This is a genomic window from Streptomyces turgidiscabies Car8 (assembly GCF_000331005.1).
Lineage (GTDB): Bacteria > Actinomycetota > Actinomycetes > Streptomycetales > Streptomycetaceae > Streptomyces > Streptomyces turgidiscabies.
The window spans coordinates 26,740-52,357 of sequence record NZ_AEJB01000506.1 but is presented as its reverse complement, the minus strand read 5'-3'; the positions used below and the strand labels follow the sequence as shown (position 1 = coordinate 52,357).

At 70.4% G+C, this 25,618-nt stretch carries 22 protein-coding genes; 9 read left to right on the top strand and 13 right to left on the bottom strand.

The window, feature by feature from the left end; genetic code table 11:
- Nucleotide 1: 1 nt before the first annotated feature.
- The 5 genes from STRTUCAR8_RS36315 to STRTUCAR8_RS36295 form a co-directional block, all read right to left on the bottom strand.
- Nucleotides 2-322: an L-rhamnose mutarotase gene (locus tag STRTUCAR8_RS36315; protein ID WP_044473500.1), complete on the bottom strand. Its 321-nt coding sequence runs from the start codon at nt 320-322 to the stop codon at nt 2-4.
- A gap of 17 nt (nt 323-339) precedes the next feature.
- The gene (gene rhaS, locus STRTUCAR8_RS36310) at nt 340-1,422 is read right to left on the bottom strand and encodes a rhamnose ABC transporter substrate-binding protein (RefSeq protein ID WP_006381231.1); all 1,083 of its coding nucleotides are present in this window, start codon (nt 1,420-1,422) and stop codon (nt 340-342) included.
- A 103-nt stretch (nt 1,423-1,525) separates the two neighbouring features.
- On the bottom strand, nt 1,526-2,506 hold the full coding sequence (locus STRTUCAR8_RS36305; protein WP_006381269.1) for an ABC transporter permease: 981 nt from the start codon (nt 2,504-2,506) through the stop codon (nt 1,526-1,528).
- The gene (locus STRTUCAR8_RS36300; protein WP_006381222.1) at nt 2,499-3,539 is read right to left on the bottom strand and encodes an ABC transporter permease; all 1,041 of its coding nucleotides are present in this window, start codon (nt 3,537-3,539) and stop codon (nt 2,499-2,501) included. The genes STRTUCAR8_RS36305 and STRTUCAR8_RS36300 overlap by 8 nt, the downstream gene beginning before the upstream one ends.
- Nucleotides 3,536-5,053, bottom strand: a complete 1,518-nt coding sequence (locus tag STRTUCAR8_RS36295; RefSeq protein WP_006381232.1) for a sugar ABC transporter ATP-binding protein — start codon at nt 5,051-5,053, stop codon at nt 3,536-3,538. Before STRTUCAR8_RS36295 ends, STRTUCAR8_RS36300 begins: the two co-directional genes overlap by 4 nt.
- 288 nt (nt 5,054-5,341) lie before the next feature.
- Here STRTUCAR8_RS36295 and rhaI point away from each other — a divergent pair, with 288 nt between their 5' ends.
- The 8 genes from rhaI (at nt 5,342) to STRTUCAR8_RS36255 (ending at nt 15,451) form a co-directional block, all read left to right on the top strand.
- Nucleotides 5,342-6,502 (top strand): L-rhamnose isomerase, encoded by a 1,161-nt coding sequence (rhaI, locus tag STRTUCAR8_RS36290; protein ID WP_006381237.1) that lies wholly within the window; start codon nt 5,342-5,344, stop codon nt 6,500-6,502.
- Between the two features lie 132 nt (nt 6,503-6,634).
- A complete protein-coding gene (locus STRTUCAR8_RS36285; protein ID WP_006381258.1) occupies nt 6,635-8,674 on the top strand; it encodes a bifunctional rhamnulose-1-phosphate aldolase/short-chain dehydrogenase in 2,040 nt (679 codons plus the stop codon).
- Nucleotides 8,671-10,122, top strand: coding sequence for a rhamnulokinase (locus tag STRTUCAR8_RS36280; RefSeq protein WP_006381223.1), 1,452 nt, complete (start codon nt 8,671-8,673; stop codon nt 10,120-10,122). Before STRTUCAR8_RS36285 ends, STRTUCAR8_RS36280 begins: the two co-directional genes overlap by 4 nt.
- Before the next feature lie 72 nt (nt 10,123-10,194).
- Complete coding sequence (locus STRTUCAR8_RS36275) at nt 10,195-10,950, top strand: (Fe-S)-binding protein (protein ID WP_006381272.1); 756 nt, start codon at nt 10,195-10,197, stop codon at nt 10,948-10,950.
- Nucleotides 10,947-12,425 carry a LutB/LldF family L-lactate oxidation iron-sulfur protein gene (locus tag STRTUCAR8_RS36270; RefSeq protein WP_006381282.1) on the top strand — a complete coding sequence of 493 codons (1,479 nt, stop codon included), beginning with the start codon at nt 10,947-10,949 and terminating at the stop codon, nt 12,423-12,425. Before STRTUCAR8_RS36275 ends, STRTUCAR8_RS36270 begins: the two co-directional genes overlap by 4 nt.
- Nucleotides 12,422-13,078, top strand: coding sequence for a LutC/YkgG family protein (locus tag STRTUCAR8_RS36265; RefSeq protein ID WP_006381245.1), 657 nt, complete (start codon nt 12,422-12,424; stop codon nt 13,076-13,078). Before STRTUCAR8_RS36270 ends, STRTUCAR8_RS36265 begins: the two co-directional genes overlap by 4 nt.
- Before the next feature lie 139 nt (nt 13,079-13,217).
- Nucleotides 13,218-14,075, top strand: coding sequence for an AAA family ATPase (locus tag STRTUCAR8_RS36260; protein WP_044473505.1), 858 nt, complete (start codon nt 13,218-13,220; stop codon nt 14,073-14,075).
- The gene (locus tag STRTUCAR8_RS36255; protein ID WP_006381260.1) at nt 14,072-15,451 is read left to right on the top strand and encodes a vWA domain-containing protein; all 1,380 of its coding nucleotides are present in this window, start codon (nt 14,072-14,074) and stop codon (nt 15,449-15,451) included. Before STRTUCAR8_RS36260 ends, STRTUCAR8_RS36255 begins: the two co-directional genes overlap by 4 nt.
- Nucleotides 15,452-15,472: 21 nt before the next feature.
- Here STRTUCAR8_RS36255 and STRTUCAR8_RS36250 read toward each other — a convergent pair whose 3' ends face one another.
- From STRTUCAR8_RS36250 to STRTUCAR8_RS36235, 4 genes are all read right to left on the bottom strand, one after another.
- Nucleotides 15,473-15,838: a cupin domain-containing protein gene (locus STRTUCAR8_RS36250; RefSeq protein ID WP_006381239.1), complete on the bottom strand. Its 366-nt coding sequence runs from the start codon at nt 15,836-15,838 to the stop codon at nt 15,473-15,475.
- Nucleotides 15,839-15,935: 97 nt separating this feature from the next.
- Entirely contained in the window at nt 15,936-16,979 is a 1,044-nt protein-coding gene (locus STRTUCAR8_RS36245; protein WP_006381238.1) for a ComEC/Rec2 family competence protein, read from the bottom strand.
- Nucleotides 16,980-17,006: 27 nt separating this feature from the next.
- A complete protein-coding gene (locus STRTUCAR8_RS36240; RefSeq protein ID WP_006381279.1) occupies nt 17,007-18,290 on the bottom strand; it encodes a hypothetical protein in 1,284 nt (427 codons plus the stop codon).
- Nucleotides 18,287-19,489, bottom strand: coding sequence for a caspase family protein (locus STRTUCAR8_RS36235; protein ID WP_006381228.1), 1,203 nt, complete (start codon nt 19,487-19,489; stop codon nt 18,287-18,289). Before STRTUCAR8_RS36235 ends, STRTUCAR8_RS36240 begins: the two co-directional genes overlap by 4 nt.
- Before the next feature lie 111 nt (nt 19,490-19,600).
- Here STRTUCAR8_RS36235 and STRTUCAR8_RS36230 point away from each other — a divergent pair, with 111 nt between their 5' ends.
- Complete coding sequence (locus STRTUCAR8_RS36230) at nt 19,601-20,662, top strand: DUF2235 domain-containing protein (protein ID WP_006381249.1); 1,062 nt, start codon at nt 19,601-19,603, stop codon at nt 20,660-20,662.
- A 43-nt stretch (nt 20,663-20,705) separates the two neighbouring features.
- On the opposite strand, the gene STRTUCAR8_RS36225 is transcribed toward STRTUCAR8_RS36230, so the two are convergent.
- The 4 genes from STRTUCAR8_RS36225 to STRTUCAR8_RS36210 form a co-directional block, all read right to left on the bottom strand.
- The gene (locus STRTUCAR8_RS36225; protein WP_006381254.1) at nt 20,706-21,371 is read right to left on the bottom strand and encodes a response regulator transcription factor; all 666 of its coding nucleotides are present in this window, start codon (nt 21,369-21,371) and stop codon (nt 20,706-20,708) included.
- Nucleotides 21,368-22,657 carry a sensor histidine kinase gene (locus STRTUCAR8_RS36220; RefSeq protein WP_006381225.1) on the bottom strand — a complete coding sequence of 430 codons (1,290 nt, stop codon included), beginning with the start codon at nt 22,655-22,657 and terminating at the stop codon, nt 21,368-21,370. The genes STRTUCAR8_RS36225 and STRTUCAR8_RS36220 overlap by 4 nt, the downstream gene beginning before the upstream one ends.
- A 118-nt stretch (nt 22,658-22,775) precedes the next feature.
- Nucleotides 22,776-23,924: an ABC transporter substrate-binding protein gene (locus tag STRTUCAR8_RS36215; protein ID WP_044473499.1), complete on the bottom strand. Its 1,149-nt coding sequence runs from the start codon at nt 23,922-23,924 to the stop codon at nt 22,776-22,778.
- 518 nt (nt 23,925-24,442) lie between these two features.
- Complete coding sequence (locus tag STRTUCAR8_RS36210; RefSeq protein WP_006381235.1) at nt 24,443-25,600, bottom strand: lactate 2-monooxygenase; 1,158 nt, start codon at nt 25,598-25,600, stop codon at nt 24,443-24,445.
- Nucleotides 25,601-25,618: the final 18 nt, after the last annotated feature.

The window sequence follows — 25,618 nt, the reverse complement described above, 5'->3', positions numbered from 1 at the left end:
ATCAGGCGAGGTGGAACACCTCGGTGAGGGGTTTCATGGCCTCGTCGGGACGGGCGCCGTCCAGCGATTCGAAGAACGGCGCCATCTCGGCCTGCCAGCGGGCGTTGATCTCGGCGGCTTCCATGCCGGCCTGGGCGGCGGCGAAGTCCTCGGTCTCCAAGTAGCCGACCAGCAGGCCGTCTTCGCGCAGGAAGAGCGAGTAGTTGTGCCAGCCGGTGGCCGAGAGCGCTTCGAGCATCTCGGGCCACACGGCGGCGTGCCGCTCGCGGTACTCGTCGAGGCGGTCCGCCCGGACCTTCAGCAGAAAGCACACACGTTGCATCAACAGCCCCCAGGGAATCAGAAGTTGAACTGGTCGATGTTGTCCTTGGTGAACACGGTCGGCTTGCCGAGGCTGATCACGCCGTCCGCGCCGATCGTGTACTCGCCCATGTCGCCGGCCTTGAAGGTCTCGCCCTCCTTGCCGGTGATCTGGCCCGAGGCCAGCGCGACGGCGGTGTACGCGGCCAGCGAGCCGAGCTTCGCCGGGTCCCACAGCTCGAAGCCCTCGACCGTGCCGTTCTTGACGTACTTGCGCATGTCGTTGGGGGTGCCGAGGCCGGTCAGCTTGACCTTGCCCTTGTACTTCGAGCCGGACAGGTACTGGGCGGCGGCCTTGATGCCGACGGTGGTCGGGGAGATGATCCCCTTCAGGTTCGGGTACTCCTGGAGGAGGCCCTGGGTCTGCTGGAAGGACTGCTGGGCGTCGTCGTTGCCGTACGCGACCTTGACGAGCTTGACGTCCTTGTACTTCGGGTCCGCCAGCTCCTTCTTCATGAAGTCGATCCAGACGTTCTGGTTCGTCGCGGTCTGCGCGGCGGACAGGATCGCGATCTCGCCCTTGTAGCCGATCTGCTCGGCGAGCAGCTGCACCTCGGTACGGCCCAGGTCCTCGGCGCTGGCCTGCGACACGAAGGCGTTGCGACAGTCGGTCTTGGTGTCCGAGTCGTACGTGACGACCTTGATGCCGTTCTTCATGGCCTGCTTGAGCGCGGTGCACAGGGCGCCCGGGTCCTGCGCGGACACGGCCATCGCGTCGACCTGCTGCTGGGTGAGGGTGTTGACGTAACTCACCTGCCCGGAGGTGTCGGTGGCGCTGCTGGGGCCGACCTCCTTGAAGCTGGAGCCCAGCGTCTTCAGCGCGGCCTCGCCGCCCTTGTCGGCGGAGGTGAAGTACGGGTTGTTGACCGCCTTCGGCAGGAAGCCGACGGTCAGGCCCTTCTTGGTGGCCGCGTTCGGGTCGGCCTTGCCGGTCGCGGCGGCGGAGGCGCCCTCGTCCTTGACGTCGTTCTTGGTGGTACCGCCACAGGCGGTGAGCGCCAGAGCGAGCGAGGTGGCAGCGGCGAGAGCCGCGGAGGCCCGACGGACGGAAGATCTACGCATGAGGGTTCCTTAGAAACAGAGGGTGAGGAGAAGCGCCCCTCTTTCAGGGGCGCGGGGAACTGCGCGACCAGCGACAGCGGGCCCGCAGCGATCGAACAACCGTCTACGTCAGCCTTTGCGAAGCCCTGGCAAGCGAGACCTGCCGAGCAACCCGAGGCCCAAGCACCGACAGCACCAGCAGGATGCCCGTGACGACGATCTGCGACTGAGCCGAAACATCCTGAAGGCTCATCACGTTCTGCAGCGCACCGAGCAGAAACACCCCGGCGATGGCTCCGCCGAGCGTGCCCTTGCCCCCGTCGAAGTCGATGCCGCCCAGCAACACGGCGGCGATGACGGAGAGTTCGAGCCCGGTGGCGTTGTCGTAGCGAGCGCTGGCGTAGTGCAGCGCCCAGAAGATCCCGGTGAGGGAGGCCGTGAGGCCCGTCACCATGAACAGGATCAGCTTCTGCCGCTTGACCCGGATACCGGCGAAGCGGGCGGCCTCCTCACTCGCGCCGATCGCGAACAGCGAGCGGCCGAACGGGGTGGCGTGCAGCGCGACCACGGCGATCGCGAGCAGCACGAGGAAGGGGAACAGGGCGTACGGGATGAAGGTGTCGCCTATGCGTCCCGCCGCGAAGTCCAGGTACTGGGTGGGGAAGTCGGTCACCGCGTCGGAGCCGAGCACGATCTGCGCGATGCCCCGGTAGGCGGCCATGGTGCCGATGGTGACGGCGAGGGAGGGCAGCCCGAGCCGGGTGACGAGCAGTCCGTTGACCAGCCCGCAGACGACTCCGAGGAGCAGACAGATCGGGATGATCGCCTCGATCGTCAGGCCCTGGTTCCACAGGGCGCCCATCACCGCGCCGGAGAGGCCGGCGGTGGAGGCGACCGACAGATCGATCTCGCCGGACACGACGAGAAGCGTCATGGGCAGCGCGATGAGCGCGATCGGGAGGGTGTTGCCGATCAGGAAGGACAGGTTGAGCCCGTTGCCGAACCCGTCCACGAACCCGAAGGACAGCAGGAGGACCACGACGAGGAGGGCCCCGACCACCGTGTCCCACCGGACGGCGGCGCGCGCGAACGACGAGTCAGCCATGGCGGGCGTTCCTCTTCTTCAGAGCTGACGCCACGCGCAGGGCGACGATCCGGTCGACCGCGATGGCAAGGATGAGCAGGATGCCGTTGATGGCCATGACCCACACCGAGCTGACACCGAGGGCGGGCAGCACGCTGTTGATGGAGGTCAGCAGCAGCGCGCCGAGCGCCGCCCCGTAGACGCTGCCGGAGCCGCCGGTGAAGACGACACCGCCGACGACGACCGCGCTGACGACGGTGAGTTCGTACCCGTTGCCCGTGCTGGAGTCGACGTTGCCGAACCGCGCGAGGTAGAGCGCGCCGGCGAGTCCGGCGAGGGCGCCGCAGAAGGTGTACGCGGCGAGGATCCGCTTGCGCACGGGGATGCCGGCGAGCCGGGCGGCCTCGGGGTTGGAGCCGAGCGCGTACAGCTCACGGCCGCTGCCGAACTGCCTGAGGTAGTAGGCGGTGGCGACGAGGACGGCCAGCGCGATCAGCGCGAGGTACGGGACCGCGGAGATACCGCCGGAGCCGAAGTCGACGAACCCGTCGGGCAGGTCGGCCGCCGTGATCTGCCGGGAGCCGACCCAGATGGAGTCGATGCCTCGGATGATGTAGAGCGTGCCGAGGGTGACGACGAGGGCGGGTACCTGGCCGAAGCTGACGAGCAGTCCGTTGAGGAGCCCGAAGCCGATGCCGAGGAGGACGGCCAGGGCGATGGCCACGACGGGGTTTCCGCCGCCCTGGAGGTAGAGGCCCGCGGCGAAGGCGCTGATGCCAAGGGTGGAGCCGACCGACAGGTCGACGTTGCGGGTGATGACCACCAGCGACTGGCCGGTGGCGACCAGGACCAGGATCGTCGCGTTCAGCAGCAGGTCCTTGATGCCCTGCTCGGACAGGAACTCGCTGTTGCCCGCCTGGGTGACGGCGATCATCACCAGGAAGACGAGCAGGATGGCGAGTTCGCGCATCTTGAAGACGCGGTCCACCAGCCTGGTGCTGCTGGACTTGGGCACCTCTGCGGCGGGGGCGGGATTGGGGGCGGTCACCGTCATGCGGCGGCCCTCCCGGTGGCTGCGGCCATCACCGTTTCCTCGGTTGCTTCGGAGCGCGGGATCTCGGCGGTGAGGCGGCCCTCGTGCATCACGAGCACGCGGTCGGCCATACCGAGGATCTCGGGCAGGTCGGAGGAGATCATCAGGATGGCCACACCGTCGGCGGCCAGCTCGCTGAGCAGGCGGTGCACCTCGGCCTTCGTACCGACGTCGATGCCACGGGTGGGCTCGTCGACGATCAGTACCCGGGGGCCGGTGGCGAGCCACTTGGCCAGGACGACCTTCTGCTGGTTGCCGCCGGACAGCGTGTTGACGGTGTCGGCGATACGGGCGTACTTCACCTGGAGCTTGACGGCCCAGTCGAGGGAGCGGCTGCGCTCGGCGCTCCGGTCCATCAGGCCGGCCTTGACGGTCTTCCGCAGGCCGGTGAGACCGATGTTCCGCTCGATGGACATGTCCATCACCAGGCCCTGGGCGCGCCGGTCCTCGGGGACGAGGGCGAGCCCGGCGGCCATGGCCGTGGAGGGCGCTCCGTTCGTCAGGACCGTGCCGTCCACCTCGACCTCGCCGGCGTCCCAGCGGTCGATGCCGAAGACGGCCCGGGCCACCTCGGTGCGGCCGGCGCCGACGAGTCCGGCGAGGCCGACGATCTCGCCGTGCCTCACGTCGAAGGAGACGTCGGTGAAGACGCCCTCGCGGGTCAGGCGGCGCACGCTGAGCGCGACCTCGCCTGCCTCGACGTCCTGCTTCGGGTAGAGCTCGTCGAGATCGCGGCCGACCATCCGGCGTACGAGATCGTCCTCGGTCATGCCGTCCAGCGGCTCGCTGGCGATCCAGGCGCCGTCACGCAGCGTCGTCACCCGTCGGCAGATCTTGAAGATCTCCTCCAGCCGGTGCGAGATGAACAGCACGGCGGCGCCCTGTTCGCGCAGGGTGCGGACGACGCCGAAGAGACGGGCGACCTCGCTGCCGGTGAGGGCGGCGGTCGGCTCGTCCATGATCAGGACGCGGGCGTCGAAGGAGAGGGCCTTGGCGATCTCGACGATCTGCTGGTCAGCGATGGACAGGCCGCGTGCGGGGCGGTCGGGGTCGAGTTCGACGCCGAGGCGTCGCATCAGGGCGGCGGTCGCCGCGTGGGTGGCCTTGTGGTCGATCCGGCCGAGGGCGCGCCGGGGCTGGCGGCCCATGAAGATGTTCTCGGCGATCGAGAGGTCCGGGAAGAGCGTGGGCTCCTGGTAGATCACGGCGATACCCGCGTCGCGGGCGTCGCCGGGGCCGTGGAAGGCGACGGGTGTGCCGTCGAGCAGTACCTGGCCTGCGTCCGGTCGGTGCACCCCGGCGAGCGTCTTGATGAGGGTCGACTTTCCGGCGCCGTTCTCACCGGCGAGTGCGTGCACTTCGCCGGGGAACAGCTCCAGGGAGACGTCCCGCAGGGCGCGCACCGCACCGAAGGACTTCGAGATGTCCTTGAGTGCCAGCACAGGGGCCGGCCCCGGGTCGGACGGGTGGGTCATGAGGGCTCCTCGACGACGCCTGTGGGTCTGGCCTCACGACGTCGTGAAAGGTTTCAACTGGGTTGCCGGGACGTTAGGCATGGGAGCCATGTCACGTCAATGGGTCCGTGTCGAAATTCTTTCGATAATTGAAGGTCACAGGCAAGTCACGGTAGGCCGAATCGGTCGGAGGACTTGACACCCCTCCGGGTGGCTCATAGCTTCCCGTTCTGAATCGTTTCATCAGATCGTCGTTCAGCGTGCTGTTTCCCAGCAGTCGTTCCGACCCGATGTCACAGGAGTCCTGAAGTGACCGAGCTCAGCGCGGTGAAGGCCGCTCTCAAGGCCCAGGCCATCGAAACGCCGTCGTGGGCGTACGGGAACTCGGGGACCCGTTTCAAGGTGTTCGCACAGCCCGGCGTCCCCCGCGACCCCTTCGAGAAGCTGGACGACGCCGCCCAGGTACACGCCTTCACCGGTGTGGCCCCGACCGTCGCCATGCACATTCCGTGGGACAAGGTCGAGGACTATGCGGCCCTCGCCAAGTACGCCGAGGAGCGCGGCCTGAAGCTGGGCGCGATCAACTCGAACACCTTCCAGGACGACGACTACAAGCTGGGCAGCATCTGCCACCCGGACGCGGTGGTACGGCGCAAGGCGCTCGGCCATCTGCTCGAATGCGTCGACATCATGGACGCCACCGGCTCCAAGGACCTGAAGCTGTGGTTCGCCGACGGCACCAACTACCCCGGTCAGGACGACATCCGCGAGCGGCAGGACCGGCTCTCCGAGGCGCTGGCCGCGGTGTACGAGCGGCTCGGCGACGACCAGCGGATGCTCCTCGAGTACAAGTTCTTCGAGCCGGCCTTCTACACGACCGACGTCCCGGACTGGGGCACGGCGTACGCGCACTGCCTCAAGCTCGGCCCGAAGGCACAGGTCGTGGTCGACACCGGGCACCACGCGCCCGGCACCAACATCGAGTTCATCGTCGCCACGCTGCTGCGGGAGGGGAAGCTCGGCGCGTTCGACTTCAACTCGCGGTTCTACGCGGACGACGACCTGATGGTGGGCTCGGCCGACCCGTTCCAGCTGTTCCGGATCATGTACGAGGTGATCCGGGGCGGTGGGTTCTCGCCCGAGGTCGCGTTCATGCTGGACCAGTGTCACAACATCGAGGCGAAGATTCCGGCGATCATCCGGTCGGTGATGAACGTTCAGGAGGCGACGGCCAAGGCGCTGCTTGTTGACGCGTCGGCGTTGGCCGCCGCTCAGCGGGGCGGGGACGTGCTGGCCGCCAACGCGGTGTTGATGGACGCGTACAACACGGATGTTCGGCCGTTGCTGGCGGAGGTTCGGGGCGAGATGGGGCTGGACGGGGATCCGATGGCCGCGTATGCCCGGTCCGGGTGGGCTTCGAAGATTGCTGCGGAGCGGGTTGGTGGGGAGCAGGCGGGGTGGGGGGCCTAGGTACTGGGTTCCGTCTGCCTGGTTCGGTTCGATGCAGGCTGCCGGTCCGTCGTGGCTTGTCGCGCAGTTCCTCGCGCCCCTAAAAGCATTCCCCAGCCCTTTCTCGAAATGTCACGTAAGGATTGATCACGTATGGCAACCCATCCCGAAGCCGCCGCTCTGCTCGCTCGGTCTCGTCGGCTCGGTGCTGACGCCCGGAACACGAACTACGCCGGGGGGAACACTTCCGCGAAGGGGACCGACATCGATCCCGTCACCGGGGGTGATGTCGAGCTGATGTGGGTGAAGGGGTCCGGGGGTGACCTGGGCACCCTGACCGAGGGCGGGCTGGCCGTGCTGCGGCTGGACCGGCTGCACGCGCTCAAGGGTGTGTATCCGGGGGTGGAGCGCGAGGACGAGATGGTCGCCGCGTTCGACTACTGCCTGCACGGCAAGGGCGGGGCGGCGCCGTCCATCGACACCGCGATGCACGGGCTCGTCGACGCCGCTCACGTGGACCATCTCCACCCCGACTCCGGTATCGCGCTGGCCTGCGCGGCCGACGGGGAGAAGCTGACCGCCGAGTGTTTCGGCGACAGCGTGGTGTGGGTGCCGTGGCGGCGCCCCGGGTTCCAGCTCGGCCTGGACATCGCCGCCGTGAAGGCCGCCAACCCGCAGTCCGTCGGATGCGTCCTCGGCGGACACGGCATCACCGCCTGGGGCGACACCGCCGAGGAGTGCGAGAAGAACTCGCTGCACATCATCCGCACCGCCGAGGCGTTCCTCGCCGAGCGCGGCAAGGCCGAGCCGTTCGGCCCGGTGATCGAGGGGTACGCGGCCCTCGCGCCCGGGGAGCGTCGTGAGCGGGCCGCCGCGCTCGCCCCGTACGTCCGGGCCATCGCCTCGCAGGACAAGCCGCAGGTCGGACACTTCAGCGACGCGGACGTCGTGCTGGACTTCGTGTCGCGCGCCGAGCACCCTCGTCTCGCCGCTCTCGGCACCTCCTGCCCGGACCACTTCCTGCGCACCAAGGTCAGGCCGCTGGTCCTCGACCTGCCGGCCTCCGCTCCCCTGGACGAGGCCATCGCGCGCCTGAAGGAGCTGCACGCCGAGTACCGCGAGGAGTACGCCGCCTACTACGGGCGCAACGCCCTGCCCGACTCCCCCGCGATGCGTGGCGCCGACCCGGCGATCGTGCTGATCCCGGGTGTGGGCATGTTCAGCTTCGGCAAGGACAAGCAGACCGCCCGGGTGGCCGGCGAGTTCTACGTCAACGCGATCAACGTGATGCACGGGGCCGAGGCGGTCTCGACGTACGCGCCGATCGAGGAGTCGGAGAAGTTCCGGATCGAGTACTGGGCCCTCGAGGAGGCCAAGCTCCAGCGGATGCCCAAGCCGAAGGCGCTGGCCACGCGGATCGCGCTGGTGACCGGCGCCGGCAGCGGGATCGGGAAGGCCATCGCCGAGCGGCTGGTCGCCGAGGGTGCCTGTGTCGTCGTCGCCGACCTCAACGCGGAGAACGCGGCTGCGGTGGCGGAGGAGCTGGGCGGGGCCGACAAGGCCGTCGCCGTCACCGTCGACGTGACCAGCGAGGAGCAGATCGCCGAGGCGTTCAAGGCCGCCGCGCTGGCCTTCGGCGGGGTGGACCTCGTCGTCAACAACGCGGGGATCTCCATCTCCAAGCCCCTGCTGGAGACCTCGGCGCAGGACTGGGACCTGCAGCACGACATCATGGCGCGCGGTTCGTTCCTCGTCTCGCGTGAGGCGGCACGGGTGATGATCGCGCAGGAGCTGGGCGGCGACATCATCTACATCGCCTCCAAGAACGCCGTCTTCGCCGGACCGAACAACATCGCGTACTCCGCGACCAAGGCCGACCAGGCGCACCAGGTGCGGCTGCTCGCCGCCGAGCTGGGCGAGCACGGCATCCGGGTCAACGGGATCAACCCCGACGGTGTGGTGCGCGGCTCCGGGATCTTCGCCGGCGGGTGGGGTGCGCAGCGCGCTGCCACGTACGGCATCGAGGAGGAGAAGCTCGGCGAGTTCTACGCCCAGCGGACCATCCTCAAGCGCGAGGTGCTGCCCGCGCACGTAGCCAACGCCGTGTTCGCCCTCACCGGCGGAGAGCTCACGCACACCACCGGGCTGCACGTCCCGGTCGACGCCGGCGTCGCCGCGGCCTTCCTGCGATGAGCCGTGCCGTCAAGTCGTACGCCGCGGTCGACCTCGGCGCGTCCAGTGGGCGCGTCATGGTCGGCCGGGTCGGGCCCGACACGCTGGAGCTGACCGAGGCGCACCGGTTCGTGAACCGGCCCGTGCGGGTGCCCGAGGGGCTGCGCTGGGATGTTCTCGCGCTGTACGGAGGTGTGCTCGACGGGCTGCGGGCCGCCGGTCAGGTCGACTCGGTCGGCATCGACAGCTGGGCCGTGGACTACGGACTGCTGGATGCCGACGGCGCCCTGCTGGGCAACCCTGCGCACTACCGCGACGCCCGCACCGAGGGCGTCGCGGAGAAGGTGTGGGCGTCCGTCCCGGCCACCGAGCTGTACGCGGCGACCGGGTTGCAGTACGCGCCCTTCAACACCCTCTACCAGCTGACGGCGGCCCGTGGCACTCGTCAACTGGCCGCCGCCCAGCGGCTGTTGCTCATCCCCGACCTGCTGACGTACTGGCTGACGGGTGAGGCCGGCACCGAGCTGACCAATGCCTCGACCACCCAGCTGATCGATCCACGCACCCGCGACTGGGCCCATGACCTGGCGCGGAAGCTGGACATCGACCTCGGGCTGTTCGCGCCGCTTCGCCGGCCCGGTGATCCGGCGGGTGTGCTGCGGGCCGAGGTGCTGGAGGAGACCGGGCTCAGCGGGCCGGTGCCGGTGACCACGGTCGGGTCGCACGACACCGCCTCCGCGGTGGCGGCCGTGCCGGCCGTGGACGAGCGGTTCGCCTACATCTGCACCGGCACCTGGTCCCTGGCCGGTCTGGAGCTGGAGGCACCCGTCCTCTCCGAGGAGAGCCGGGCCGCCAACTTCACCAACGAGCTGGGGCTCGACGGCACGGTCCGCTATCTGCGGAACATCATGGGGCTGTGGCTGCTCCAGGAGTGCGTACGGGCCTGGGGGAACCCCGACCTGGGCGATCTGCTGCGGGCGGCGGCCGAGGCGCCGGGGCTGCGGTCCGTGGTGGACGCGGGGGACGCGGCGTTCCTGGCGCCCGGGCGGATGCCGGATCGGATCGCCGAGGCCTGCCGGGCCTCCGGGCAGCCGGTGCCGGAGACTCCGGGCGAGATCACGCGCTGCATCCTCGACTCCCTCGCCCTCGCCCATCGGCTGGCGGTGGCGGACGCCCAGCGGCTCGCCGGGCACAGTGTCGACGCCGTGCACATCGTCGGGGGCGGGACGCGCAACGCGCTGCTGTGCCAGCTCACCGCCGATGCCTGCGGGCTGCCGGTGGTGGCGGGCCCGGCCGAGGCCGCCGCGCTCGGCAACGTCCTCGTCCAGGCGAGGGCCCACGGTCTCGTGGGCGACCGTACGGACATGCGCCGGCTGCTCGCCCGTACCCAGCCACTGACCCGCTACGAGCCGTCCGGCGATCCGGTGGCCTGGCGTGCGGCCCAGGCCCGTCTCACCGACGTCCGGTGAGACGGGGATTCCCCCACCGCGCGACCTCCACGTACTCTGCACTCATCCGATGATCGATCGCTAGGAGCCGCGATGCGTGTCGCCCTGTTCCTTACCTGTGTCAACGACACGCTGTATCCGGACACGGGCCGCGCCGTCGTGAAACTGCTGACCAGGCTGGGTGTCGAGGTCGACTTCCCGATGGCGCAGACCTGCTGCGGGCAGGCGCACTACAACACCGGGTACCGCCATGATGCCGAGCCGCTCGCCCGGCATTTCTCCGATGTATTCGGGGGGTACGAGGCGATCGTCACGCCCTCCGGGTCGTGCGGCGCGATGGTGCGGGAGCTGTATCCGCGGATGGGCGAGCGGGCGCGGGCCGAGGGGCGCGGGGACGGACTCGCGGCCACACTGGCGCCCGTGGTCCCGAAGACGTTCGAGCTGACGGAGTTCCTGGTGGACGTGCTGGGGGTGACGGACGTGGGCGCCTACTACCCGCACACCGTCACCTACCACCCGACGTGCCACGGGCTGCGCGGTCTCGGACTGGCCGACCGGCCGCTCAGGCTGCTCCAGGCCGTCAAGGGGCTGGAGCTGAGGGAGCTGCCCGGCGCCGACGAGTGCTGTGGCTTCGGCGGCACGTTCGCGCTGAAGAACTCCGATGTCTCGGCGGCGATGGGCACGGACAAGGTGCGCAACGCGGAGTCGACGGGGGCGGAGGTGCTGTGCGCCGCCGACAACTCGTGCCTCATGCACATCGGCGGGACCATGACCCGGCTCTCCACCGGTATGCGGCCGGTGCACATCGCGGAGATCCTGGCGAGCACGGAAGAGGAGCCCCTGGTATGAGCGGGACGTTCGTCGGGATGCCGGCCTTCCCAAAGGCGGCCCATGAGGCGGTGGGCAACCAGACCCTGCGCGCCAATCTGCGCCACGCCACCCACACCATCCGCGGCAAACGGGCGAAGGCCGTCGCCGAGGTGTCCGACTGGGCGGAGCTGCGGGAGGCGGGCAAGCGGATCAAGGACCACACGCTCCGTCATCTCGACCGCTATCTCGTCCAGTTGGAGGAGTCGGTCATCGCGTCCGGCGGTGTCGTGCACTGGGCTGCCGACGCGGACGAGGCCAACCGGATCGTCATCGACCTGGTGCGGATGACCGGTGAGTCGGAGGTCGTCAAGGTCAAGTCGATGGCCACGCAGGAGATCGGGCTGAACGAGGCCCTGGAGGCCGAGGGCATCCACGCCTACGAGACCGATCTCGCCGAGCTGATCGTGCAGTTGGGCAAGGACCGCCCCTCGCACATCCTCGTCCCGGCGATCCACCGCAACCGGGGTGAGATCCGGGACATCTTCGCGCGGGAGATGAGCGAGTGGGGCCGCCCGGCCCCCGAGGGCCTCACCGACACCCCCGCCGAACTGGCCGAGGCGGCGCGACTCCACCTCCGAGAAAAATTCCTGCGCGCCAAGGTGGGCGTCTCCGGGGCCAACTTCATGGTCGCCGAGACCGGCACCCTGGTCGTGGTCGAGTCCGAGGGCAACGGGCGGATGTGCCTGACCCTGCCCGAGACGCTCATCTCGGTCGTCGGCATCGAGAAGATCGTGCCGACCTGGCGGGACCTGGAGGTCTTCCTCCAGACGCTCCCCCGTTCCTCGACCGCCGAACGCATGAACCCGTACACCTCGACCTGGACCGGTACGACGGACGGGGACGGACCCCAGACATTCCACCTGGTCCTGATCGACAACGGCCGCACCGACACCCTCGCCGACGAGGTCGGCCGCCAGGCCCTGCGCTGTATCCGCTGCTCGGCCTGTCTGAACGTGTGCCCGGTGTACGAGCGGGCCGGCGGCCACGCCTACGGCTCCGTCTATCCGGGCCCGATCGGCGCCATCCTGAGCCCTCAGCTCCGGGGCACCGCGAGCGAGATCGACGCCTCACTCCCGTACGCCTCCTCGCTGTGCGGGGCCTGCTACGAGGTGTGCCCGGTCGCGATCGACATCCCGGAGGTGCTGGTGCATCTGCGCGAGCGCGTCGTGCAGGGCGGTCCTGCCACCCGGGAGGGCAACAAGGTGGTGCTGAAGCCCGCGAAGGGGCATGCCGCCGAGCGGGCCGCGATGCGGGCCGCCCGCTGGGCGTTCAGCCATCCCGGCGCCCTGCGCACCGGCCAGCGTCTCGCCTCCCGCACCCGGCGCTTCCACCCCCGCACCCTGCCTGGGCCCGGCAGGGCCTGGAGCGGCACCCGTGATCTGCCGGCCGTACCGGTGGAGCCGTTCCGCGACTGGTGGCAGCGCACCCACGGCGGAAAGGACACCACGAAGTGAACAGCCGCGAGCTGATCCTGGGCCGGGTACGGCGCGCACTCGCCGACGTGCCCCGCGACGACACACCGTACGACCAGGCCGTCGACCGCGACTATGTGCGCGAGCACGGAAACCGCAGCGTGGAGGAGACCGTCGAACTCCTCGCCGAGAACCTGGCGGACTACCGGGCGATCGTGCACCGCTGCACCGACGACGAGCTCCCCGCCCTGCTCGCCGGGATACTGTCCGCGCACGGCTCGGCGTCGGTGGTCGTACCGCCGGGGCTCCCGCCCGCGTGGCTGTCGGCCGCGGACATCACCCGGGTCGAGGACCGCGCGGTGAGCACCGCGTACGACCTGGACGAGGTCGACAGCGTCGTCACGGCGTGCGCCCTGGCCATCGCCGAGACCGGCACCATCGTCCTGGACGGCGGTCCGGACCAGGGGCGCCGCCGGATCACCCTGGTGCCCGACCACCACATCTGTGTCGTCCGGGTCCCCGGCCAGGTCGTCTCCTCCGTCCCCCAGGCTTTCGAACGCCTGGACCCGACACGGGCGTTGACCTGGATCTCCGGGCCGTCCGCGACCAGTGACATCGAACTCGACCGGGTCGAGGGCGTGCACGGTCCGCGCACCCTGGAAGTGGTGCTGGTGAGCGCTGACGGCCGCGCGTGAACGGGCGTGAGGGGCCGGGCGCTTCGGCGGTCGGCCCCTGCCATGGAGGGCCGTCGCGCGGATTCATGCGTGACACGGGCGGTGAACAAGCGCTTAGATAGTGACCAGGAAACCGTTCACGCCCGTGCTGGAGGCCCCGTTGTTCACATCCGTCGACGACGTCTCCGCGCGCCTCGCCAAGACCGGATATCTGGCCTCTCCCGCCGTCGCCACCACGGTCTTCCTGGCCGACCGCCTCGGCAAACCGCTCCTGGTGGAGGGCCCGGCCGGCGTCGGCAAGACCGAGCTGGCCAAGGCCGTCGCCGAGATCGCCGGCGCCGAGCTGATCCGCCTCCAGTGCTACGAGGGCGTGGACGAGTCCCGGGCGCTGTACGAGTGGAACCACGCCAAGCAGCTCCTGCGCATCAGCGCGGGCCGCGACGAGACGTGGGACGCGGCGCGCACGGACATCTTCAGCGAGGAGTTCCTGCTTCCCCGGCCCCTGTTGACCGCCATTCGCGGCGACAACCCCAAGGTCCTGCTGATCGACGAGACCGACAAGGCGGACGTCGAGGTGGAGGGCCTGCTCCTGGAGGTGCTCTCCGACTTCCAGGTCACGGTCCCCGAGCTGGGCACGATCACCGCGACCCGCCGTCCCTTCGTCGTCCTCACCTCGAACGCCACCCGCGAGCTGTCAGAGGCCCTGCGCCGCCGCTGCCTCTTCCTCCACATCGACTTCCCCGAAGCCGAGTTGGAGCGCCGTATCGTACGGCTGCGGGTGCCGGAGCTCGACGCGGCGCTGGCCGAGTCGGTGGTGCGGGTCGTGGGCGCGCTGCGCGCGATGGACCTGCGGAAGGTGCCGTCGGTCGCCGAGACCATCGACTGGGCACGCACCCTGCTCGCGCTGGGGGCGGACACGCTGGACGAGACGGTCGTACGGGACAGCCTGGGCGTTCTCCTCAAACACCAGGACGACGTCCTCAAGGCGAACGCCAAGTTGGACCTGGACTCGATGTGAACGCGCCGTCGGCCCACCCCGGTTCGGGTGCCGATGTCGCCGAACGGCTGACAGGGCTGGTCGGCGCGCTGCGTACGCACGGTGTGCGGATCGGTACCGGCGAGACCGTGGACGCGGCGCAGGCGGTGGCCGTGCTCGGCTTCACGGACCGGGAGTCGCTGCGCGAAGGGCTGGCCGCGACCCTGCTGCACGGCACCGCCCAGCGTCCGGTGTTCGACCCGGTCTTCGACCTGTACTTTCCCCGGGGTGTCGGGGGACCCGGCACCGGACCCACCGGGCGGGACGAGCTGCGCGACCGGCTCGCCGCCGCGCTGGCCGCGAACGACCGGGCGCTGCTGGCCCGGCTGGCCGCAGAGGCGGTCGACGGGTTCGGCGGCTACGGCTCCTCACCGGGATCGGACGGCTGGTCGTCGTACCAGACGCTGGACCGGCTCCGGCCGCAGACGCTGCTGGCCCGGGTGCGGGCGAGCCTGCGGGAGAGCGCCGGGGAGGCGGGGTTCGCCGACCGGTTGCTCGACGACGAGATCCGGCGGCGGATCGAGGAGTTCCGGCGGCTGGTCGGCGCGGAGGCGCGGCGCCGGGTCGCCGAGCGGCGCGGCCGGGACGAGATCGCGCGGCGGGCGGTCGCACCGACAGCCGACCGGGTCGATTTCCTGGTCGCCGGGCGTAGCCAACTGGCCGAGCTGCGCAGGACAGTTCAGCCCCTCGCGCGCAGACTGGCCACCCGGCTGGCGGCCCGCCGCCGCAAGGCCGCACGCGGTTCGATAGACCTGCGGCGCACGGTGCGCGCGTCACTGTCGACGGGCGGGGTGCCGATGCGGCCCGTGCTGCGCCGACGCCGGCCCGCCCGGCCCGAACTGGTCCTGCTGTGCGACGTGTCGGGTTCGGTGGCCGGCTTCTCCGACTTCACGATGCTGCTGGTGCAGGCGCTGCACGACCAGTTCAGCAAGGTCCGGGTGTTCGCGTTCGTCAACCGGGTCGACGAGGTGACCGGCCTGTTGGTGCACGGCGCCGCCGACGCCGAGGGGCTGGGCGCCCGAATCCGCGCGGAGGCGACCCTGACGGGCTGGCACGGCAGCAGTGACTACGGCATGGCCCTGGGCGAGTTCACAGAGCGGTACGGCGACGCGGTCGGCCCCCGCACGACGGTGTTCGTGCTCGGTGACGCCCGTACGAACATGAGCGACCCGAATCTGCCCGCGGTACGGCAGCTGGCCGAACGGGCCCGCCGCGTCTACTGGCTGAACCCGGAAGGGCGGTCCCAGTGGGGCACGGGCGACTCGGCGGCGCCCGCGTACGCCGAGCTGGTGGAGATGCGTGAGTGCCGCAACGCCCGCCAACTCGGCGCGCTGATCACCCGGTTGCTGCCGGTGTGAGCCCCCGGGCAGGCGTCGCGGTCAGCTTCCCTTCGCCTTCGCGTAGTCCTGTGCCATGCCTCCCGCGAAGTCGTGGACGATGACCTGTTCGTCGCCGACGACCCACGCGTCGTGCCCGGGCGGACACACGAAGACGTCGCCGGGGCCCACTTCGCCCTCGCCGCCGTCATCCATGCGGATGCCCATCCGGCCCTGGACGACATAGCCGTTGTGGTGGATCTCGCAGCTCTTCGTGCCCGCGAGGGGCCCGACCGACTCGGACCAGCGCCAGCCCGGTTCGAAGGTCGCCACCGCGAAGTCGAGGCCGGTCATGTGTACGGCCTCGAGGTGTCCTCTGGGGAAGTCGCGCCGCTCGTCCGGCTTCTCGACCGTCTTGATCTCCAGCATGTCTGCTGCCTCCCATCCCCCGCCATGGCTGTCGGACCCCCTCTTGCCTCCATCGTCCGCCTGTCAAGCCGGGGCCGCCATCCGAGCGACCCCGGGGTCAGAGTTCGAAGGTCACGAAGCCGTCAGCCGCGTCCGGCCCGGGTGCTGTCACCGTGTAGCCGAAACGGTCTCTGAGGGAGGCGACGTCCCAGAGCGCGGCACGGTCGCGGTAGTTGAAGACGATCTCCTTGCGCGCTCCGCCGTGCTGGAGGATGCGGGACATGGCGATGTCGTCGGGGTGGTTGTGCCGGGCGCCGCTGGTGGAGATCAGATAGCGGTCGCAGTCGAGGAGGCCCAGCAGCTCGTTGGAGAGGTTGTGGCCGCTGCCGTGGTGGGCGACCTTCAGGACGTCGACGTGGAGCCGTCCGCCCGCCGCCTCGGCCCTGGGGCGAATCGACTCGACGAGCCGGTGGTCGTCCGCGTCGCCGGTGAGGACGATCCGCCGGTCCTGGAACTCGAAGAGCAGTCCGATGCTGGTGACGTTCGTCGGAGAGTTGTCCCGCTTGAACGGGGTCGCGGCGAGCTGCTCCACGTTCACGGCGCCGCCGAAGTGCTCGAAGCCGGGGACGACCGGCGGCTCGTCGGGATCCCGGCCCGGGATCAGCCCATGGGCGGCGCACTCCTTCACCCACACCGGGGCCAGCTTCTCCAGCTGCGTCCGGTCGGGCGAGAGCACCTCCATCGTGGACCCGTCGTCGAACCACCCGAGCTGCCGCCCGACCTCCGCACCGCGCCCGCCGAACGCGTCGTTCCAGGGCACCTTGCCCGTCAGCAGCGCGCTGGTGAGCTTCTCGCCGTCCTGCGCGCCGAACCCTTCGGTGTCGAGGAGATGGTCGAAGCCGTTGAACCACACGTCCCCGAACTCCACCGGCCGGTCCGGGTCGTCAAGGAGGGCGAGCACTCCGAGGATGTGGTCCTGGTCGACGTGCGTGACGACGAGGAGGTCGACCAGCCCGTCGAGCCCGGCGAGAACCGGTTTGATCAGCGGATACGTGCCCGCGCGACCGCCGTCGACGAGGATCCGCCGGACGAAGGTGTCGTCGCCGTATTCCAGGAGCAGACAGTCGCCGTCCTCGCCGGGCAGCATCGTGAACCGGATCATCGCGGCCTCCTCGCCGGGTCTCTCGCTCTACTGGGGCACCCCTCGCAGACCGACGATCACGAACGGCTCGCGCATGTCCACGCGGTAGGACAGCAGCCGGGCCTGGTCGAGGCGGGTGGCGCACTCCGGGTCGTCGGGAAACTCGGAGAGGCCGTGGATGAGGCGGCTCAGTCCCAGGGTGAAGACCGGGACGCCTCGGTCGAAGGCCTCGACGAGCGCGTCCCGCGCCGCGCTCAGTTCGGTCTCCGTGTGGGCCCGGCGCAGATGGCGCATGCCCCACAGCAGCGAGCCGTCGCTCAGCCAGGGGAACTCGCGGCGCAGATGGTCGAGCCAGTCGTCCCAGCGGTGCCGCTGCTCGGTGAGCTCGCTGCCGACCAGGATGTAGGCGCCGGCCACCGCGGCGAGGGGGTTCTCCATCTTGGCGTAGAGCATGTCCTCGGCGTCCTTGACCAGTGCGGCGGCCGTACCGAAGGCGCCCCGGCCCATGTAGCCGAGGGCGGGCCCCACCCGGCTGTCGCGGACGGTGACGGAGACGGTGCTGCCGGTCGGGCTCTGGCGTTCGTTGACCAGGACCTCGATCTGCGCGTTCCCCCAGGGCGCGGGGAGGGTGACGATGTACTCGGCGCCTGCCATCGAGACGACCAGGAACTGCCGTCGGCCAGTGGGCCCCTTGAGGGCGGGCTCGCCCTCTTCGTCGACCGGGCCGTGCGGGCCGAAGCGGTAGAGGCGGGCGGCGGCGTCACCCAGGCCGAGGCTGGGCACGGTGTGCGGCGCCGAGCGCGCCAGGTCGAGAGCGACCGGTTCCGGTGAGGGGCCGTCGGTCAGGGCGAGCATGGTGGGGAAGTGCCAGCTGTCGGGCTTCGGGTCGCCGACCCAGACGGCACTCCCGGGTGCCACCACCCCGCGTGTCGCCCACACCCCGGAACGCGACCCCTGCGAGCGGGGCTCCTCGATCGTCTCGTCGTCGTGATACTCGCCGTACGCCTCGATGTTGCCCATGAGGTACTGCCAGGAGTGCGACTCGAAGGGCGAGGGCGCGGTGCGCAGCGTCACATGGGTGTCCTTGCCCTCGCTGACCTCCGCGTCCTTGGAGAGCACGATGCCGGAGGGCAGGGTGGCGGACACGAGATAGCGCCCGGGGTCGACCTCGTAGCGGGCCGCCGGCGCGGAGGTCCCGCAGGGGAAGAGGACGTCCCGGTGGGCGCTGCCGGTGCCGTCGGCCGGGTAGATGTCGCCGACGACCTTCGCCCCGTAGGGCAGGTCGGACTCGTGGAGGCTCAGCGCCACGGAGACCCGCAGACCGGTGCTCATGACGGCTTCCCCAGTTGCACGCGCCGGAACACCGGACGCACGGTGACGGGTTTGGTCCGCACCTCGTGGTCGCCGAGGTGGGCTTCGAAGACGTAGTTGCCGAAGCCGAGTTCGATGGCCCACTCGCACTCTGGGTCGTCCATGTCGATGTCGCCGGCCGACCGGCGCAGCCGCTCCCGGCCGTCCTGTCCGTCCTCCCGGCACACGAACTCGGCTTCGGCGTTGTCCTCCGCCGGGTCGCAGCCGACGTACACCGGGACGACCGGGGTGCCGGCCAGCTGGTGGAGGACGAAGACGGGCAGTTCGCCGACCGAGGGGACCTGGACGTTCGCGACGGGGCCGGCGAAGCTCGGCTGGTGCATGAAGTGGTCGATCGCCGTGAGGAGTTGGGAGGTGTTGACCTGCCAGTCACCCTCCGGGTCGTCGCTCGCGGCCCCGGCGAGGCTCTTCAGCACGGCCTCCGTGAACAGGCTGACCTCGCCGGTCCTGCCGTAGGAGCGGTCGCCGGCCAGGGTGGCGTAGTAGGGGATGTGGAAGCGCCGGGGCAGGTCCAGCGGGCGCGCGCCTGCGCCGAGCGGGGTGCAGCCGGCGAACCTGGTGCCCGAACTGTCGATCAGTACATCGGAGTTGGCGCGGCAGGCGTCCACGAAGAACACCTGCTGGCCGGCCTTGCACCGCTTGAGGCCGTTCATGAGGCCGGCGAAGTCCAGTGCTCCGTTGAGGGGGTTGTGGTGGTCGGCGAAGACGTCGGCGGCGAGCAGCGCCATGTCCTCGCCCTGGGAGACGCCGTGTCCGCAGAAGTAGAAGAGGAGCCGGTTGTCGACGTGGCTGTCGCCGCGGTCGTACCAGTCGCCGACCGCGGTGACGATGTTGCCGATGGTGGCGTCGTCGACGTCGTGGTCGGTCCGTGTACGGGGGTCGGTGAACGGCGTCGGGTTTTCCTCGCTGAGCAGCAGGGCCACGCTGCCGAGCGGGCGTTCGGGGTCGTTGTACTCGGTGAGCAGCCAGGTGGCGAAGGCGCGGGCCGACACCGGGGGCGAGCTGAGCTGGTGCATCCCGTCGGAGTCGGCGACCGGTGACTCACCGCCGTCGAGGTGCGGGTACTTGCCGACTCCGACGACCAGCGCGTGGGTGCGGGGCGGGGCGGCCCCTGCCTCGTCGGCGGCCACGTCTTCGAGATAGATCACTGAACCGGCCATGGATCCTCCGGAACACCACCGCTCCCGAGCATGCCCATTGGCATCATTTCTCCTACTATATTTCGTAACACCCTGTATGTCCTGGCATACGTCAGTGAAGGTGAGGCCGCCATGGCCAGGAACCTCGTCATCTGTCTGGACGGCACGGGAAATCAGCTGAAGGCGAAGGGCAACACGAACGTCGTACGGCTCTACGAGATGCTGGACCTCTCCGACCCCGCCCGGCAGATCGCGTACTACGACCCCGGGGTCGGCACGTTCTCCGCGGCGGGCACCCTGACGGCTGTGGGCCGCCGGCTGTCGAAACTGTTCGGGCTCGCCTTCGGTTCCGGGATCAGGGTCAACCTCGCGGAGGCGTACACGTATCTGATGCGGCACTACGAACCGGGCGACCACGTCTACGTGTTCGGCTTCAGCCGGGGCGCGTACACGGCGCGTGCGCTCACCGGCATGCTCAAGGCGGTCGGTCTGCTGCGGCCGGGGCTGGAGAACCTCGTCCCGTACGCCGTGTCGGTCTACGCCAGGAACAAGAGCTTCACCGCCGACGACTGGGCCCAACTCCACCATTTCGCGGGCACGTTCAGCATCAAAGTGGAGGCCAGGACGGGTATCCCCGTCGAGTACCTGGGCATCTGGGACTCCGTGAAGGCGGCCGGCATCCTGCGCTGGAACCTGCGCTGGCCGCACACCCGGCAGGTCCCGAACGCCCTCCGGGTCCGGCACGCCGTCTCCATCGACGAGAAGCGCACGCCCTACCGCGAGTACCTGGTCACCCCGGGCGAGCAGCCGGCGCTGCCGGACGGGGTCGAGCAGGTGTGGTTCGCGGGAGTCCACTCGGACGTCGGCGGCACCTTCGAGGACGACCACCATCTCGCCACCATCGCCCTGAAGTGGGTCGTGGACGGCGCCCTGGCCCCCGACGGCAAGGGCCTCCTGCTGAGGCCCGGGTCATACCGGCGCGAGGTGCCGGTCGGCCCCTCGTACGCGCTGGGCAAGGTGCACCGGATGGGCTGGATCTGGGCCCTGCTGACCTACCGGCATCGCCCACTGCCCCCGCACGCCCGGGTGCACGCGAGTGTCCGCGCCCGCGTCGGCGAGCTGCCGGACTACGGTTCCCGCATCCCGAAGACCGCCGCGTGGGCGGACGAGGACTGGCTCACATCCCGGGGCTGACGCTTGGACAGCCTCCGAGAGCTTCCCCAACCCCCCTCCCGGTTCACGTCAGTTCGAGCACACCCCGGCGTACGGCCTCCGAGACCGCCGCCGCCCTGTTGTCGACCTTGAGCTTGCGGTAGACACGCACGAGATGCGTCTTGACCGTGGCCTCGCTGAGGAACAGCGCCGCCGCGATGGCCCGGTTGCTGAGCCCCTCGGCCATCAGCCGTACGACCTCGATCTCGCGTCCACTCAACTCGCGTTCCGGGCTGACCACTTGGCCGACGAGTTCCCCCACGATCTCCGGTGCCAGCCCCAACGCCCCGGTGGCGGCCCCGCGCACCGCCCGGAACAGTTCCTCGGGTGGGCCCGCCTTGAGCACATAGCCGCGGGCGCCCGCCTCCAACGCCCGTACGACATCGGCCCGTCCGGCATAGCTGGTCAGCATCACCACCGCCACACCGGGCGCCTCGGCGGCGAGCCGCCGGATCGCCTCGACCCCGTCGATCCCGTTCCCCGGGCTCCCGAAGCGAAGGTCCATCAGCGCGACGTCGGGGAGCATCCGGGCGACCAGCCCGACAGCCTCCTCACCGCTGCCGGCCTCGGCGATCACATCGAGGTCGGGTTCGCCCTCCAGGAGCGCGCGCAGACCGGCCCGTACGACGGCGTGGTCGTCCGCGATCACCACGCGCAGCGGCCCGGCCGGGCCCGGTGGGGCCGTGGTCATCGGACGGTCGCCGTGGGGACCGGCGCAGCGGGGGCGACGGACCCGGCGGTGGGCTGCTGCGGCCGGGTCCGCGCGCAGACCGTGGCCCGGATCCGGGTGCCCCGGCCCGGTGCGCCGCTGACGTCCAGGTCACCGCCGTACTCGCGCAGCCTGGCCCGCGCGGCGGGCAGCCCGAAACCCCGGCCCGGGCCCGGTGACGTACGGGCGAAGACCTCGGCGGGGTCGAATCCCACGCCGTCGTCGCTGACCTCCAGGTCCACCTGGTCCGGCCGCCGTCGGCTGAGGGTGACCTGCACGTTCACCGCGTGGGCGTGTTCGCGGACGTTCGCCAGTGTGCTCTGCGCTACCCGGAACAGGGTGGTCGCGGCGTGTTCGTCGAGAACGGGCTGGGGGTCGCCCACCGACCGGAACCGCACCTGGGCCGCGGTCCCGTCGGCCTGGGAGCGGGCGCACAGGACGCGCAGCGCGCTCTCGATGCCGGTCTCGGCGACAGAGGACGGAGTGAGGTCCCGGATCATACGGCGGGTCTCGGCGAGGTTGGTGCCCAGTCCGTCGGCGACAGCGCGGACACGTGAACGTGCCGCGTCGGGGCGCTCGTCCCAGTCGCGTTCGGCGGCCTGGAGCAGCATCAGGCCACCGGCGAGTTCCTGGGCGAGGGTGTCGTGCAGATCGCGGGCGATCCTGGTCCGCTCCGCCAGCACACCCGCGCGGCGCTGCTGCCGGGCGACGAGTTCCCGCGTGTCACGCAGTTCCTCGACGAGAAGCCGGCGCGCCTCGGCGTCCCGTTGCTGGACGCGGTAGAGGGCGACGGTTCCCCAGACGGCCGCCACGGGCACCACCACGGCCTCGGTCACGAGCCGGCCGTCGGCCCCGGCCAGCGCCACGACGAGGACCAGGGTGATCACGGCGAGCGCCACGGCCGCGGACCGGCGGCCGAGCACGCGCTGCGCGGCGCACGCCAACGGCAGGGCGCACCACACGAAGGCGGAGATCAGCTCGGCCGGGACGAGAGCCAGCAGGAGGCCCCACAGGACGAGGAGCAACGGAATCCAGGTCGCCCGCCCGACCGCCCCGAACCGGTCCCACGCCGTCACTCCGCCCGTGTAGACGAGCGCGAGCAGCCCGCTGACCGTCGCGATGTACCAGCACAACTCGCTGTTGATCTGGGCGAGTTGCAACAGTGCGGACGCCACGATGACGAAGAACGCCAGATGCGGCACGTGTTCCAGGGTGAACCGACGACCACGAACCGTCAGCGGCGAACGGACGGGAACACGGTCGGGCACGGCAGATCCCCTTGGGCAGACTGATCCGATCGAAAGGATGCCCGAGTCTATCGACCGCCTGTATGACCACCGTGAAGAACCGGTGGAGGCGGCCGAGGAAACCGCCCTTCGAGCGGAGCTACGCGCCGGGGTGCAGGCCCAGCGATCCCGGGGTCGGATCCCCCTTCACCTCACCGAAGTACAGCGCGAACGTCTGCTTCCAGCGCTCGATTCCGGCGCGGTCGGCCATGAAGCGGGGGAAGCCGTCGAGGTTGGCGTTCGGATACTTCCAGATGGGCTGGAGGCCACCCGCGGGGGTGATGTCCGTCCGTACGGACCAGCCGTTGCGGGAACCCTGCTGCTGCGTGGTGGAGAGCTGCCAGTTGAGGTAGAGCTTGGCGGCAGTGGTGTTCCGGCCCTGCTTGAGGATCGCGGCCCGCTGACCCCACGACATGAAGGGGTGCCCTTCGGCGACGGTCCACCGGGAGGGTGCCGTGGCCGGCGCCAGGAGGGAGCCCGAGCCGCCGACGCCGAGCGCCTTCTGCCCACTGGAGACGGCCAGCCCCGGAGTGTGGCTGCCGCGGGCGAACCGTACGTCCTGGGCGGCGAACCTGGCGGCCCAGTCCCAGCCGTAGTGGTCCACGTACAGCTTGAAGAGGTAGAGGACGGCGTCGTCGTCGTGCGGGTAGGACGACGCGATCTGCCCCTTCCACTTCGGGTCGATCAGGTCGAGCGGGGACTTCGGGGCGTCGGCGCCGACGGCGGCGACGTTGTACGAGTAGCTGAAGCCGATCACCGCGATGGCGGTCCAGGCGCCGTGCGGGTCCTTGAGGGCGTCGTACACCTTGGAGAAGCCCGCCGGCCTGTAGTGCAGCAGGCGGCCCTGCCCTTTCCAGCGAGTGAAGTCCTGGAGCGTCTGGAGCTGGACGACGTCCGGGACGAGGGTGTCGGTCGCGAACTGATTGTCGACGCGGACGTCGTGGACCTTGCTGTAGTCCACGACGACCTTGAGGTCGATCTCCGGGAAGCGGGCCGCGAAGCCCGCGCGGATGCCGTCGCCCTGGCTGTCGACGTCGCCGCCCGCGTAGACGACGAGCTTGCCGCCCTCGGCCAGCGCGGCCCGGTACAGCTCGTCGAGCGTCCGGGTCTCCTCGCCGCGCGCGGTCGAACCTGACCCGGCGGACGAGGCCGCGGCGGCGGGGGTCCCGGTGGCACCGAGCGCGCCGACACCCAGGGCCGCTCCGGCTCCGGTGGCGAGCACACGACGTCGACTGAGAAAACTGGACACGCTGAAAGCCTCTCGATGGGGGGAGTCGAGCTGGAGTTCGAGCCTGACGCGAACGAGAGGGTCTTCGCGTCGGCTGTACGGAGCGTGGTGGGGGCTGGGGGATGAACCTCTCGTTCAACCCATCGGTTGAACGGAGGTGGCGAGGGTGACGGGGGTGGCTGGGCATGACGGGCACGGCCGGGCGCGGCCAGGGTGACCCGAACGGCCGGGCGAGCCCCGCATGACCGGACGCCGCCGGGCGAGCCCCGCTGGGCCGACGTCGCCGAGCGTGCCCCGCATGACCGGGCAAGGCCCGAGTGACCGGACGTGACCCGCGTGACCGGACGTCGCCGGGCAAGGCCCGCGTCGCCGGGCAAGGCCCGCATACCCGGACGCGGCTGAACGTCGCCGGGCGAGCCCCGCTGGACCGACGTCGCCGAGCGTGACCCGCATGACCTGACCTAGCCGGGCGAGCCCCGCTGGGCCGACGTCGCCGAGCGTGACCGGCATGGCCGGACGTAGCGGTGCATGGCCCGGTGTCAGACGGGCTGGAGTGTCTCGGGGGCGAGGTCCTTGAGGGTCGGGTAGCCGTCGACGGCCATGATCAGGTCCGCTTCGGCGAGCAGGGAGCGCAGGACGTGGACGATGCCGTCGGTGCCGCCCAGGGCGCAGCCGTAGGCGTACGGGCGGCCGATACCGACCGCTGTCGCGCCCAGGGCGAGGGCCTTGACGATGTCGGCGCCGCTGCGGACCCCGGAGTCGAAGAGGACCGGCAGGTCACCGGCCGCCTCGACGACCGCGGGCAGGACGTTGAGCGCGGGGAGGCCGCCGTTGGCCTGTCTGCCGCCGTGGTTGGAGCAGTAGATGCCGTCCACTCCCGCGTCGCGGGCGCGGCGCGCGTCCTCGGGGTGGCAGATGCCCTTCACGATCAGCGGGAGGTCGGTCAGTGAGCGCAGCCAGGTCAGGTCGTCCCAGGTGAGCGGATTGCCGAAGACCTGCGTCCAGTGGAGGATCGCGGCCTGCGGGTCCTCCTCGGGCGGCCTTCCGAGCGCTGCCCGGAAGGCCGGATCGCTCGTGTAGTTGGCGAGGCAGTGGCCGCGCAGCTGGGGGAAGTTGGCCGTCGCCAGGTCCCTCGGGCGCCAGCCGGTGATCCAGGTGTCGAGGGTGACGACGATGCCCCGGTACCCGGCCCGCTCGGCACGGTCGACGAGGCTCTCGGCGATGCTCCGGTCGGTCGGGGTGTAGAGCTGGAAGAAGCCGGGAGTGTCGCCGAGTTCACGGGCCACGTCCTCCAGCGGGTCGGCGGACAGGGTGGAGGCGACCATCGGGACTCCGGTACGGGCGGCGGCGCGGGCCGTGGCCAGGTCGCCGTGTCCGTCCTGGGCGCACAGTCCGATGACGCCGATCGGGGCGAGGAACACCGGCGAGGGGAGTGTCGTGCCGAACAGCTCGACGGTGAGGTCGCGCGTGGCGGCGCCGACGAACATGCGCGGGATCAGGCCCCAGCGGGCGAAGGCGTCGACGTTGGCCCGCTGGGTGCGCTCGTCGCCGGCGCCCCCGGCGACGTAGGACCAGACGGACGGCGGCAGCGCGGCCTTCGCCCGGTCCGCCAACTCGGCGAACTCCATGGGGTAGGCGGGCAGGACGCCACCCAGCCCGTTCAGGTAGATCTCGTTCTGGTAGTCGGCGAACGCCATGCGGACACCCTTTCCCTC